This is a genomic window from Nonomuraea sp. NPDC001636, from assembly GCF_040298265.1.
Classification (GTDB): Bacteria; Actinomycetota; Actinomycetes; order Streptosporangiales; family Streptosporangiaceae; genus Nonomuraea.
This window is the reverse complement of record NZ_JBEOZT010000052.1, coordinates 31,419-44,639: the sequence shown is the minus strand read 5'-3', so window position 1 is coordinate 44,639 and position 13,221 is coordinate 31,419. Positions and strand designations below refer to the sequence as shown.

Genomic DNA, 13,221 nt, shown 5'->3' with positions numbered 1-13,221 from the left:
TCAAAACCGGCACCCTCTACGACGAGACGACCGCCTGGTCGCATCACGCAGAATCGGTTGCAGCTTGACATCTAAGCTCCTGGGATGTCTTTCGGCACCGGTCCGGCGTTCGCCGCCGCCGGGGACACGAACAGTTCGACCAGGTCGTCCAGCCGGCTGACGAGCACGGCCAGCACCAGTGCCGCGCCGCCCGCGACCGCCGCGCCGGCCGGCTGCGACCATGCCTGCGACCAGGCCTGTGACCGTGCCTGCGGGAGGGCGGCTCCGCAGGTCAGGGCCACCGCCAGGAGGCCGAGGTTGCGGGCCAGATGGCGTCGTCCCAGAGGGGCCTGCGACGTCCCGAAGCACCGGCAGGACGTGCGCACGCCGCGACGCAGGGCGCGCACGATCGCCACGCTGAACAGGCCGAGCAGGACGGCGGCGGCGGCCGACCCCACGACGGACGCGAGCGGATGAAGGACCTGCGCGGCGATCAGCACCGGGACGGCCGACTCGGCCACGACGACCACGGCCGCCGCCCAGCGGGCGGTCCGCGGGCCCGTGCGGTGTCCCAGCAGGGCGGTGAGCAGGGCTCCGGTCGCCCGTACGAACTCGGCGCGGGCCGTGCGGCCGCGGATCTTGCTCAGTGCCGACATCGCGAAGACGACACCGATCAGACACTGGCCGCCAAAAGCGACAAACTCCACCAGATTTCCTCGATGCGGAGATCAAAGCGCGCTTGCCCGCCCGGCCGGGCGGACAAGCGCTCAACGGCTAGCAGTAGCTGGAGATGACCGTGCACGCGCCGCAGTTCGTGCCGTGGACGAGGTCGTACAGCCTCTTGCCGTAGACGACCTGGCCGCCCATGGTGCAGCACATGTACCGCCACGTGCAGCCGGCCGCGGTCGCCGACGCGTCGGCCTTGGGCGCCACCCGCTCCAGCAGGCGGTCGCTGATTCTCGTGATCGTCGCGATCATGGTTCCGCTCTCCTTCACCAACTGGTCGTCAGCGAGGCCCGGGCGTGCCGTTCCTCGATGGACCACTCCATCCTGAACGGCGGATCTTGCGATTTTGTGGCGATCGCCGGTACGCGGATTCCCGCACTCTGCAGGCGCGGTGGCCTGGGACGACGACGGCCCGGCGGCAGAATGCGGCTCCCGGTACGGGAAGGAGTACGGCCGTCGTGCTCACAGGTTCCTGAGGATGACGTCCGGCGTGCCCGGGTCGTCGCCGGCCTCGATGCGGGACCGTTCGCCGGCGCTGATGAGCCGCAGGTCGTGCAGGATCGTGACGGCGTTGCGCCGGCACTCCCGGGCGCGATCCGCCGCCCCGAGCGCACGATGGACCAGGCCCAGGCCCCACCAGTGGCGCGCCTCCGTGCAACTGCCGAGGTCGTCGGCCGCGCGGTCGGCGTCCAGCGCCATCCGGAAGTAGCGCTCCGACTCCCGGTGGCGGCCCATGCGCCGATGGGCCTCGGCGACGTAGCCGAGCGCGATGGCCGTGCCCACCAGGTCCTCGATCTCCCGGGTGCCGGACAGGGCGTCGCACAAGGCCGTGACGGCCGCCTCCGGGTCGCCGCCGCGCAGGTAGGTGAGCCCGAGGTTGGTGAGCGTGATCGCCTCGCCGTACCGGTTGCCCTGGCCGCTCTCCAGATCGATCGAGAGGCGGAAGTGGCCGACGGCCTCCGCGAACCGGCCCAGCCTGCTGTAGACGACCCCCAGGCGGTCGAGCTGGGCGGCCTCCCCCCGGCGGTTGCCGGTCTGCCGGTGTTGTGCGAGTGACACCTTCAGGTGGACCAGCGCGTCGTCCAGCCGGCCGAGGTCGGCCAGCACGTATCCGAGGTCGCCGTGGGTCACCGCCCGGTGGTGGGGGTCGCCCAGGCGGTCGGCCGCGGCGGCGCCCGTCTCGCTGACCTCCCACAGCTCCCGCCACCGCCCTCGTTCGTACAGCGGGAAGAACAGCGCCGCCGACAGTGCGGTGACCAGGTCGTCGGCGCCCAGCGCCGCCGCGCTGCCCAGCACCGCCGGAAGCTGCGCGGCCTCCGCGTCGACCCACGCGTACACCTCCTGCCGGTCGCGGAAGCCCGGCCCCGCGCCGGGCGTCGCCGGACCCAGCGTCGTCCGCCACACGGCGACGGGGATCACCTGCCTGCTCGCGTCTCTGGCGACGGCCAGCCCGCTGTGCAGCGCGCGCAGGACGGCACGCCGCCGCTCCTCCGGCGGGTCGTGCTCCGCGGCGAGCTCCCGGGCGAAGAGCCGGGCCAGATCGTGCACGCAATAGCGTCCGGGGGCGGCGGTCTGCACCAGATGCGCCTCGGTGAGCTGGTCGAGCAGGTCCTCGGCGGTCGTGGCCGGGAGGCCGGCGAGGGCGGCGGCGGTGTCCACGCCGAGCTCCGTGACGCCGAGCAGGCTCATGCTCCGGAACATGCGGGCCTGCGCCGGGTCGAGATCCCGGTAGCCGACCATGAGACTGGCTCTGACCGCGCGGTCCTCCAGCTCCAGCTCCGTGAGACGCCGCCCCTCCTCGGCCAGCCTGTCCGCCAGCGTCCGCCAGGTCCAGGCGGGCCGCACCGACAGCCGGGCGGCCGCGATCGAGAGCGCCAGCGGAAGGTAGGCGCACTGCCGGGCGACGGCGTTCTGGGCCTCGGTGTCGTCCGGCCCAGTGGCGGGACCGGTGGCGGGATCGGCGGCGTGGCGGGTCAGCAGGGCGCGGCAGTCCTCCTCGGGCAGCACCTCCAGCTCGTACGGGACGCGGCCCTCCAGCGCGGCGAGCGTCCTGCGGCTGGTCACGATGACACCGCAGGTCGGGCTCGCCGGGAGCAGCGCGCGTACCTGCCTGACGTCCAGCACGTTGTCGAACACGAACAGCATGCGGCGTCCGGCGGTGCGGGACCGGAACTGGGCGGCGGCCTCGTCGACGTCCGTGGGGACGGCGGCCCGGTCCACGCCGAGCGACCGCAGCAGGCGACCGAGGGACCGCAGGGGGTCCAGCGGTTCGAGGTCGGGCGTCGAGCCGTGCAGGTTGAGGTAGAACTGCCCGTCGGGAAAATGGTGGGCGGCCTGCCAGGCGGCCTTGACCGCCAGCGCCGATTTGCCGATGCCGCCGCAGCCGGAGATCAGGATCGGCTGCGGACGCCTGCCGACCACGTCGCGCACGAGCGCGTCGATCAGCTCCGTCCGTCCGACGAAACCCGGCACCACGGGCGGCAGCTCACGGGGAGCGGTCGGCGCGCCGGTGCCGGGCCCCGCCTGCGTGCCGGACGTCCGGATCTCCACGGCGCCGTCCACTCCCTGCCGGAGCACGTGGAGCTGCGCGTCCACGAGTTCCGGGCCGGGGGACACCCCCAGGTCGTCGACCAGCCGCCGGCTGATCCCGCCGAACACCTCCAGCGCGGCGGCCTGCTCGCCGCAGCCGGCCAGCGCGATCATCAGCCGCGCGTGCGCCCGTTCGTGCAGCCGTTCCACCTGCGTGATCGCACGCAGCGGCGACAGGACGAGCTCGTGCCGGCCGAGCGACTCGGCCACCTCCGCGAACTCCAGCGCGGCCGTCACCCGCTCCGCGCTCAACGCGGACACCTTCGGATGGTTGTGCAGCGCGGGGACGTCCAGCAGCGGTCTGTCCCGCCACAGGTCCATCGCCTGCCCGAACGACACCGCGGCCGCGTCGAGCTCGGCCCTGTCACGATGTTCGCGCGCCTGGCGAACAAGCCGCCGGAATGCCAGGACGTCCACGTCGCCGTCCGCCACGGACAGCTGATAGCCGTGCTGACGGCAAATGATGAGTTTCTTGTTCCGGGCCCGGTGATGCAATGTGCGGCGAAGCTTGCTGACATGGCCGTGCACCGCTCGCACACAACCGTCGCCGGCCGCGTCACCCCATAACGCGTCGGCGATGGATTCCATCGGCACGACCTGGTTCGCGGACAACGCGAGCAACCCGAGAACGCCTCTTTGCCGTTCACCGCCCAACGCGACGAACGATCCGTGCTCCCGCACTTCGAGCGGGCCCAGTATCCGCAGCCAGACCGCCTTTGACGCCGGACCGCGGAGGGGATCGCCCGATCCGGACATGACCAGCGGGAGGACGTCCGACAGGCGGCGCAGGGTTTCGGCACGTGGGCGGCGCGTGCGGCCCTGCTCGACGTCGCGGATCACGGCGACGCTCACCCCGGACCGGGCGGCGAGTTCCTGCTGGGTCAGGCCGGCCTGTTCGCGTCGCAGCCGCAGTTCGTCACTCAGGTTCTCCATTACTCATCGCCCTCGCTGAAGAATGAGGAGTTCGAGAGCGACCCGCTGGCGGCTCGCCCCGAAGAGCTTCACCCCTCCCGTGACGAGGCGCAAGGATTGTTCCGTCTTCTCGTGTCCGGGCGGGAAACGCTCGCGGGCCGACTTACCGATCGGTCGCGGCTCTGGAACCATTGGCCGTCCCGGCGGCGCCGCCCGCGAAATCGTCAGGGCCGGGCAGCCTCAGATCGCAGCATCGGCCAGAGCCTGCAGGTGGGTGACGGGTGGGCAGCCGCCCGCGTACCCGACCCGAGATCGTCCGCGCCGACAAGGCGTACTCCGCCCGTGCGATCCGGCAGCACCCGCGCGCTCGCAGTTCCGGTGCACCATCCCCGAGCCGGCCGACAGCGGCTTGGCGGCCGCGGTGGCCGCCCGCCGTCCTTCGACGCGGCCGACCACTGCGCCCGCTCAGCCGTCGAGTGCGGCATCAACCGGCTAAACGCCACCGCAGTATCGCCACCCGGTACGACAAACTCGCCGTCCGCTATGAAGCCGCCGTCCATATCGCCGCCATCAACGACGGGCTCACGATCCTTTGGGACACCGGCCTAGCACCACACATTGACCCAGGTGGCCAGAACATAGGGGTCCAGCGGCACCACCGAGTTCGGCGGGACATAGTCCCAGTTGCCGCCGTTGTAGTAGACGGTGAAGCCATTTCCGTGTGACTGGGCCCTTGAGTAATAGTCGCGGATGGGGTGGCCGCCGCAGCCGTCGAAGTTGTAGACGCGTCCCTCGTTGCGGTTCGCAGTCAGCAATATGCAGGCGCGCCCGTAGTTGCAGGAATAATCCCAGAAGTCCCCTTGTAGTTTGGCGGAGGATTCCGCGGAGGCGCTCGCCGGTCCGGCAATGGCAAGCACGCCCATCAGGAAAAGCCCCGCCGTCACCGCATTTCTGATCCGTGACATCATGCCCCTTTCTGCTTGCCGCAAGGCTAACCCGGGCAGTCGCAACAATCAATTACGAATTCAACAGTCGGGCGGGGTCGAATGTCGGCGCCATTTCGGCATTGGGCTGCTTGATCAGCAAACTCATGTGGAGCGCGGGTGTCAAGGAGTCGTGACCCGGAGGTTCCCGGGGCAGCTAGCCGGTGACGTGTTCGCTCCAGGACGTCCTGGCCGACCCCGAATGGGCTCAGTTGCCCAAACCCGCCGACCAGCGCGGGCTGACCCCGCTGTTCTGGCAGCACGTGCAGCCCTACGGCGAGGTCCGCCTGGACGTGGCCGAGCGTCTTTCGCTCGGTGGCGCTGAGCCGACTCCGGAGGCCGGCAGCCCGAACCAGCTTCATGATCGTGACAGGGGCTGACGCGCGCACGCCGGAGTTCAAGGAGTACCTACGCCTCAAGCGCGAGCGCGAAGCCGCCGGCCTGCGCGAGATGATGGCCGCCGCCCACCCTGGCGACATCGCGACGACCGTCCACACCTCCCGCGGCCAGGCGTACGCCGACCTCGGGGACCTGGGCGACGATCCGACGCCGCCCACCGCCGTGCCGTGCGCAGCCATCCCGGCCGGCTGTGGGCTCGTCGGTGCGGCCTTCGGCGGTGCGGACGAGGTGGCGGGACAGGCCGGTGAGCTGGGTGAAGGTGCCGGCGTGGCGCCGGTCGGCGAAGTAGCCGTGGACGGTCTTCCAGGGTGGGGTTCATGCGGCAGGTGGCGCCAGGGGATGCCGGTGCGGCCGACGTGGAGGACGGCGCGCAGGTCGTGTTCGGGCCGACGGCCGATGCGCGGGCCGTTGCGGGCGCGGCTGGCGCCAGGCGGTCAGGGTGGGTTCGATCAACGCTGAGGGTGGCCGACTCTGCCGACCGGGTAACGGTGGGCTCCAGTCTCACCCTGGCCAAGGACCTGGGGCAGTTCTGGCAGGCGGCGGTACCCGGCTGAAAGGTGAGCGCACCCGCGATGTCGGTGTGACCCGCTGCGGCCAGCGCGGTGAAGGCCGCGCAGGTCGCCGCCCGACGACGCGTGGCGGCACCGGTTCCCCTTCCACGCCCGCCGCAGGCTGGGCGGCTCTCACCTGCTCGCCACCGACGTCTCCTGAAGCGTAGGGGCGGGCGCGAGGATCGAGGGGCCGATCTTCGCGCTGCTCCTGCTGCTCGCCGGTCGGTACGCGGCGCTGGACCACCCCGCGGGCCCCGGGCTCGCCCGGCTGCGGCAGGAGGTCTCCGCCTGAGCGCCGCGGACGAGGTCAGTACCGCCAGGCGTACACGCCGTCGAGGTCCGGGGTGTCCAGGGTCCACACCAGCAGGCCGCCGTCGTCGTCGAGCTGCGGCCTGATGCCCACGTACGGCAGCGAACTGATGCTGGGGATCGTCACGGTCGGCCCGCCCGCGCCCAGGTCGTAGATCTTGTACCGGGTGCGGGTGCTGCCGCCCGCGTCGTACAGCTCGCTGTAGACGACGACGCGGCCGTTCCGGTTGATCGCCTCCGGATCGACGTTCGACTTGCTGGAGATCAGGATGTCGCCCGCCACGATGCGGCCGGCGTTGACGGGCTTGATGACCAGTCCCTGGCCGCTGGTGGTCTCGGTGCCCCAGGCGTAGAAGGCGGCGATGGTGCTGCCGTCGCCGGACAGCATCGCCTTCAGGAAGTGGTCGTCCTCGGTGGCGTTGGGGTGCAGGTCCACGGTGGTGCCGCTGTTGGCGTTGTAGACCTGGAGGGTGCCGACGAAGGCGGTCAGGCTCACTCCGTACCAGACCAGGACGCCGTCCCGCGTCAGGCCGAAGTAGTTGTTGGTGTGACAGCCCGGTTTCGCGACGCAGACCGTGTCCACCCTGGTCAGCGGCTGGCCGACGACGCCGCGGTAGATGGTGGCCTCACGCGGCGGCGGGGCGTCGGTGGTGAGGCCGACGCGGACGGCGATGACCGTCCCGTCCTCGCTGAGGCGCAGCGACATCGTGTCGAAGTCCTCGTAGGCCACGCCCGGGTCCTCCACCCAGACCTGCCCGGTCCTGAGGTTCCTGACGATGATCGCCGGAGAGTTGAACGGGGCGTTCCTGTCACCGATGTAGGCGACGATCGAGCCGTCGCGGTTGGTGGCCATGCCCGTGCCCGGCACGGTGATGGGGATGTAGCTGGGGGTACGGCCGTCGCCGCCGCGCGAGACGAGGATGATCTCGCCGGTCTGGAGGTCCTTGCGTACCAGGTAGATGGCGTTGCCGTTGGGCTGGTACACCTCGTTCGGCGCGAGGTTGCTGCCGGAACGCACCGCGAAGAACACGTAGCGGCCGTCGGCCGACAGCTTGGAACCCCAGCTCCCGGCGAAGTTCATGGTGTCGGGATTGCCGTCGGCGTCCACGGCCACGTTGACGGGCGCGCCGAAGCCGATCATCGCGCGGGTGGGCATGACCGCGGTGGGCTGGGAGGCTTCGCCGTATCCGCGGAAGTTGTGGGCGTAGACCCAGATGGTGTACATGACTCCGGGCTTGAGCTGGTTCACCACCACCTGCGTTTCCTTGGTGTAGCGGGTGCCGCTCGGCGGGTCGGTGACGACGGCGTAGCCGTCAACGGGCGGGGAGCCCGGCACGGGCGCGGGGGCCGTCCACGAGACCGTGGCCTGCAGCGGGCCGGGCCGGGCCACCGCGTTCTGCGGCGGTCCCGGCAGGCAGTCGCAGATGGTGATCTCCGCCTCGGCGTACTGGGGCGGGCGGGTGCCGTTGGCGGGACTGTACGCCTGGATCGTGGCATGGCCGTACGAGGGAGAGGTGTACGTGCCGTTCTGGTCGATGGTGCCAGGACCGGTGATGACGCTCCACTGGACGGCGGTGATCTCGGGGATGCCGGTGACCTTGAAATCGAAGTCGTACGCGGTGTTGGGCCCGCCCTCGACGTGCGCGGGGTCGATCTCGATGCCGGTGAACGGGCCCGAGTGCCAGGCCGAGTACCACCAGTTGACCAGGTCGTCCTTCCTGATCGACAGGGCCTTGCCGAACAGGCTCCTGGTCTTCATGAAGCCGCCGAGCGTCAGCCCGACGCGCAGTTCCAGCCACGGGTTCTGGGTGGTGTCGGCGATGACCTGGACGTAGGGGGCGAAGCTGGCGCCGGGACCCGCGGCGCCGTAGATGTACATGACCTCCTCGAACGGGAAGCTGATCTTTGCGCCCGCGTCGCCGTACGCGATCAGCTCGGCGTGGTTCTGCCGCCCCGGAATGTCGATCTTGTCCATGCTGAGATCGCCGCCCTGGAGGGTGACCGTGGCGCCGACCTCCCGGCTGTAGCCGGCCTGGAAGGCGATGCCGAGCGAGCCGTCCACCTCGAACTGCACGTAGACATCGAACTCCGGGCAGATCAGCACCGGCAGCGGGCCGAGCTGGAGGTCGATGCAGGGCGTGCGCATGCGTCCGATCAGCCACTTCCTCTGCCACTCGGCCATCGCGCCGATCTTGCCGACCGAGTTGAGCGCGACGTTGACGCTGGCGCCGAAGTGATCGAGCTCCAGCGTCCCGCCCTTGAGGTGGATCTTGCCGTGGCCGTGCGGGGCCAGCGTCATCCACATCTCCAGCTTCCTGCCGACGTCGTCGTGCCCGGCAGGGCCCGCCTTCGTGGCGACCTCCACCACGAGCGCGCCGTCGCGCAGGCCGATGCTGCCCGGGCCGCCCGCCGCGCTCACCGGCTTGCCGTCCTGGGTGGGCCGCACGGCCCGCACGCCCGGTGCGAGCGGCGTGAACTGCACGCCTGACGCGTCCGTCACCGTGTCGAAGGCCACGTCGCCGTCGCCCACGACGTCGGGGATGGCGGCCTCCTGGGTCATCACGCTGACCAGCGCGCCACGGGTGGTCACGGCGGTGACCTTGCGGAACAGGCCGCGCGGCGTGTTCGCCGAGACCGGGGCGACCACGTACGTGCCTGCGGTCAGGCCGGTCACCTGCGCGGGCGGGGAGTCGAAGTCGAGCGTGCCGTCGGTGCCGACCGCGATCAGGCGGGCCAGCGAGGCGGCCGACAGCACGACCGGGGTGGCCTTCGCGGTCACCTTCGGCAGGACCGACTGGCTGGCCGCGCTCTCGGGGCTCGCGCCGTACTGGTTGGCGGCCCGCACGGTGAAGGTGTACGCCGTCGCCACGTCGAGGCCGGAGACGACCGCGCTGGTCGCCGTGGCCGCTGCCGTCGCCGTCGCGCCGCCGGGGCTCGCCGTCACCGTGTACGAGGTGATGGGCGCGGTCCCCGTGTCCCTGGGCGCGTTCCAGGTGACCTTCACCGAGCCGTCGGCGGTGGTCGAGGCGGTCACGCCGGCGGGAGCGACCGGAGCCCGCTGCGCCGCCGGGGTCGCGGGGCCCGCGGTCTCGGCCTCGCCCGTGCCCGCGGCGTTGCGTGCAGCGACGGTGAACGTGTACGCCGTCCCGTTCGTGAGCCCGGTGAACGTGGCGACCGTGGTCGCGGCGGGTGTGTCCAGCGTGAGCCCGCCCGGCTCGGCCGTGAGGTGGTATCCGCTGATCGCCGCTCCGCCGTCGGGCGGCTCCGCCCACTGGATCTCGACCTTCTGGTCGAGCGCGACCACCGACAGGACGGGCGGCCGCAGCGGTGTCGTGGCGGGCGCGGGGGTGACGGGCTGCGAGGGTGCCGAGGGCGAGCCGCTGCCCGTGCCGTTCACGGCGGTGACCACGAACGTGTAGGCCGTGCCGTTCGTCAGCCCGCCGACGGTCGCCTGGGTCGCGTCGGCGGCGGCCTCCACGGAGACGTTGCCCGGCGAAGCGGTGACCGCGTACTTGACGATGCCCGCCGTGCCGGTGTCCGGCGGGCTCCAGTCCACCTTCACCGCCGCGTCACGCGCGGTCACCGCGGTGATGAGCGGCGTGCCGGGGGTGCGGGGGGCGGCGGGGGTGACCGGCTCGGAGGGGGCGGAGGCGGGCGAGGTGCCTGCCGCGTTCCTGGCCGTCACGGTGAACACGTACGCGCTGCCGTTGGTCAGCCCGCTCACGTGCACGGAGGTGGTGGTGGAGCTGACTCGGGCGCCGCCGGGCGAGACCGTCACCGTGTACGTGGAGATCGACGCGCCGCCGTCGGCCGGAGCCTTCCACGCCACGTCGGCGCCGCCGTCGGTGGGCGAGGCGGTCACCGAGGAGGGAGCGTCCGGCGCGACGGGCGCCTTGAAGTAGGCGTAGGTGTCGACGGACAGGGCGATCGCCGCGGTGGCGGTGTTCCTCACGACGAAGGTGCCGTTCGTGCCGAGCCTGACCGGTACGACGTTGGCCCAGAAGTCGTTCGCCTGGAACGCGATCGAGCCGCCGCCGGGGATGCTCGACTGCCCGGTGGGGAACAGCCGCAGCAGGCCGCCGACCGTGCTCTTGGCCGACACGTCCACGACGACCCCGCTGACCCCGGACGCCGGCACGCCTGCCTTGCCGAGTGGCGCGACGGTGTAGTCGGCGCCTGCCGCCACCGACACGTTGGTCACGATGCGCGCGGGGGCCAGCGGCGTCAGCGCGGAGGTGGCCGCCGCGGCGGCGGGAGCGGCGAAGTAGCCCGCCACGTCCGCGTACACGGTCAGGGCCGCCGCGCCCGCGTTGTTGATGGTGATCTTCCCGTCGGGTCCCGGCGCGACGATCACCAGGTTGGACAGGAAACTGCTCGGCCGGTAGTCGATGTTCGACCCGGCCGGGGCCGCCGAGCCGGACGGATAGGCCGTCACCCGCCCGCTGCCCGTGCTCTTCACGATGAGCGTCAGCGCCACGAAGGCCACGCCACCGGCCGGGATCCCGCCCACGCCGACCGCCGCGTACGAGGCGGTGGAGTTGGCCGGGACGCTCTGGTTGCCGATGATCCGCGAGGTGTTGAGCGGCACGTACGACGCCCCGGCCGAGGCCGCCGCGGCGGAGGTGGTGTAGCCGTGGATGTCCAGGTAGACGTTGACCGCGGCCGTACCGGTGTTCTTGACCTTGACCGAGCCGTCGGTGCCTGTCTTGACCATGAGGAGGTGGTCGTCCCACACGCCCGAGCGGTACCGCGCGCCCGTCACCCCGGGGGCGGCGCTCAGCTCGGACGGGTAGACCACCACGGCGCCGGCCGCGCTGGCGCCTTTGGCCGCGACGTTGACCGCGACACTGGCCACACCGGACGCGGGAACGGTGCCCACGCCGGTCACCTTCACCGTCGATGTGGCGCCCGCGGCGATGGCGATGTTGGAGAGAACCCGTACCCGCGCGCTGAAGTACTGCCCGGGGCCAGGAGCCAGGGCGGCTGCGCTCGCTACCGTGGTGTCGGGCCCTGGAGGCTCGAAGGTGCCCGGGGACGCGGCGGCGGGCCGTGCACCCAGCGCTGGGAGCGCTCCGAGGAGCAGGACCAGGGAGAGCAGCAACCGCTTGATCACTTCAGCCTCCACAAGCGAGAAGTCATCAGGACATTAGGTGCTGCTGTTCATTCGGAATATGGCTAAATAGTGAGCTTTGTGGGGTAAGCGGGACAAATGGGGAAAGATACCCACCGTATGACGTCCCAGCCCGCGGGCCGACCAGCAGCGCCGCAGGCGGAGCCCACCACCACATCGACCGTGGAGGCCGCAGGTCAGGCGAGCGAGAACAGTGGCCGGGGAGAGCGTCGGTTGGGGACGGTGGCGCCGGTGGTAGGCGGCTCACTCCGCACCTGATGGCCCGTCTTGGCGCCAGCTCGGCGAAATGCAAGACGATGGCCTTGACACCTGCTGCGGCTTCGTCGAGTCCGGTCAGAGTGATTGCGAAGGTGCGTACCGACCGCGCTTGTCGGTCAGTTGTGACAGCGATCGGTCTGAGCGGAATCGATGTCGGTGAGAATGAGCAGCACTACATGGAGTACGGCGTGGGCCCCGCACGATCGAGCAGGCTCTGGCCTCGGCCGTGGCCCATCCCGCGTCAGCCGCTGCTGCCTCGCCGGTCCCGGCTGGAACATGTCACGTAAAGTTCCCCGGGACCGGAAGCATTTCTGGGTCAGCTTGCGGCGCGGTCGCCGAGCGGGCGGCGGCGCAATGCGGGGTCGGTCAGGGGAGCGGGGCTCCAGAGACCGACAGGGTGGTAGACATTGGTGCCGGGCGGCACGAGCTCGTCGATCCGGTCGAGCACGGTGTCGTCGAGCACCAGCGAGGCGCCCTTCAGCAAGCCCTCCAGCTGCTCCATCGTGCGCGGGCCGAGGATGACCGAGGTGACCGCCGGGTGTGCGGCGACGAAGGCGACGGCCAGCGCCGGCAGGGTGCAGCCGAGCTCGTCCGCCAGTTTCACCAGCTCCTCGACGATCTCCAACTTGGCTGCGTTGACTGGGATAGACGGGTCGAACCGCTCTGGCGCTCGCGCGGCGCGGCCCTGCGACATGTCGACCTGCTGCCCCTTGCGGTAACGGCCGGTCAGAAACCCCCAGCCCAGCGGACTGTAGGTGAGCACGCCCATGCCGAGCCGCTGCGCCGTGGGAAGGACGTCGCCCTCGATGCCGCGGGCCAGGATGTTGTACGGCGGCTGCTCGGTGCGGAACTGGTACAAGCCGCGCTGCCGGGCCACATGATAGGCCTCAACCGTCTCGTGCGCCGGGAAGGCCGAGCTGCCGAAGGCCCGGATCTTGCCCTGCCGTACCAGATCGGTCAGTGCGGAGAGGGTCTCCTCGATGTCGGTCCGGTGGTCGGGGCGGTGGATCTGATAGAGGTCGATCCAGTCGGTGCGCAGCCGCTTGAGGCTGGCCTCGACCTCGCGCATGATCCAACGCCGCGAGTTGCCGCTTCGGTTGGGCCCCTCCCCCATCTGGAAGTGCACCTTGGTCGACAGCACCACCTCGTCTCGCCGGCCCTGCAGCGCCTTGCCCACGATCTCCTCGGACTCGCCCGCCGAGTACATGTCGGCGGTGTCGACGAAGTTGATCCCGTGGTCGAGAGCGGTGTGGATGATGCGGATGCTGTCATCGTGGTCGGGGTTGCCGGCCGAGCCGAACATCATAGTGCCGAGGCAGTGGGTGCTGACCTCGATGCCAGTGCCGCCGAGGATGCGATATCTCATACTTCAGAACCGTAGAAC

8 protein-coding genes are annotated in these 13,221 nt (G+C 70.8%); 2 read left to right on the top strand and 6 right to left on the bottom strand.

Annotated elements, in window-relative coordinates; all coding sequences use genetic code 11:
- Positions 1–71: 71 nt before the first annotated feature.
- The 4 genes from ABT158_RS49060 to ABT158_RS49045 all read right to left on the bottom strand — a co-directional run bounded on the left by ABT158_RS49060 (position 72) and on the right by ABT158_RS49045 (position 5,174).
- Positions 72–686 carry a MauE/DoxX family redox-associated membrane protein gene (locus ABT158_RS49060; protein WP_352366029.1) on the bottom strand — a complete coding sequence of 205 codons (615 nt, stop codon included), beginning with the start codon at positions 684–686 and terminating at the stop codon, positions 72–74.
- Positions 687–753: 67 nt separating this feature from the next.
- Positions 754–957 (bottom strand): hypothetical protein, encoded by a 204-nt coding sequence (locus tag ABT158_RS49055; protein WP_352366027.1) that lies wholly within the window; start codon positions 955–957, stop codon positions 754–756.
- A 210-nt stretch (positions 958–1,167) separates the two neighbouring features.
- Positions 1,168–4,227 carry a BTAD domain-containing putative transcriptional regulator gene (locus ABT158_RS49050; protein WP_352366025.1) on the bottom strand — a complete coding sequence of 1,020 codons (3,060 nt, stop codon included), beginning with the start codon at positions 4,225–4,227 and terminating at the stop codon, positions 1,168–1,170.
- Between the two features lie 584 nt (positions 4,228–4,811).
- Positions 4,812–5,174 (bottom strand): hypothetical protein, encoded by a 363-nt coding sequence (locus tag ABT158_RS49045; protein WP_352366023.1) that lies wholly within the window; start codon positions 5,172–5,174, stop codon positions 4,812–4,814.
- A 179-nt stretch (positions 5,175–5,353) separates the two neighbouring features.
- Here ABT158_RS49045 and ABT158_RS49040 point away from each other — a divergent pair, with 179 nt between their 5' ends.
- Positions 5,354–5,569: a hypothetical protein gene (locus tag ABT158_RS49040; RefSeq protein WP_352366021.1), complete on the top strand. Its 216-nt coding sequence runs from the start codon at positions 5,354–5,356 to the stop codon at positions 5,567–5,569.
- Positions 5,550–6,047 (top strand): hypothetical protein, encoded by a 498-nt coding sequence (locus ABT158_RS49035; protein WP_352366019.1) that lies wholly within the window; start codon positions 5,550–5,552, stop codon positions 6,045–6,047. Before ABT158_RS49040 ends, ABT158_RS49035 begins: the two co-directional genes overlap by 20 nt.
- Before the next feature lie 399 nt (positions 6,048–6,446).
- On the opposite strand, the gene ABT158_RS49030 is transcribed toward ABT158_RS49035, so the two are convergent.
- Positions 6,447–11,561 carry a fibronectin type III domain-containing protein gene (locus tag ABT158_RS49030; RefSeq protein ID WP_352366017.1) on the bottom strand — a complete coding sequence of 1,705 codons (5,115 nt, stop codon included), beginning with the start codon at positions 11,559–11,561 and terminating at the stop codon, positions 6,447–6,449.
- A gap of 592 nt (positions 11,562–12,153) precedes the next feature.
- On the bottom strand, positions 12,154–13,203 hold the full coding sequence (locus ABT158_RS49025; RefSeq protein ID WP_352366015.1) for an aldo/keto reductase: 1,050 nt from the start codon (positions 13,201–13,203) through the stop codon (positions 12,154–12,156).
- Between the last annotated feature and the right edge of the window lie 18 nt (positions 13,204–13,221).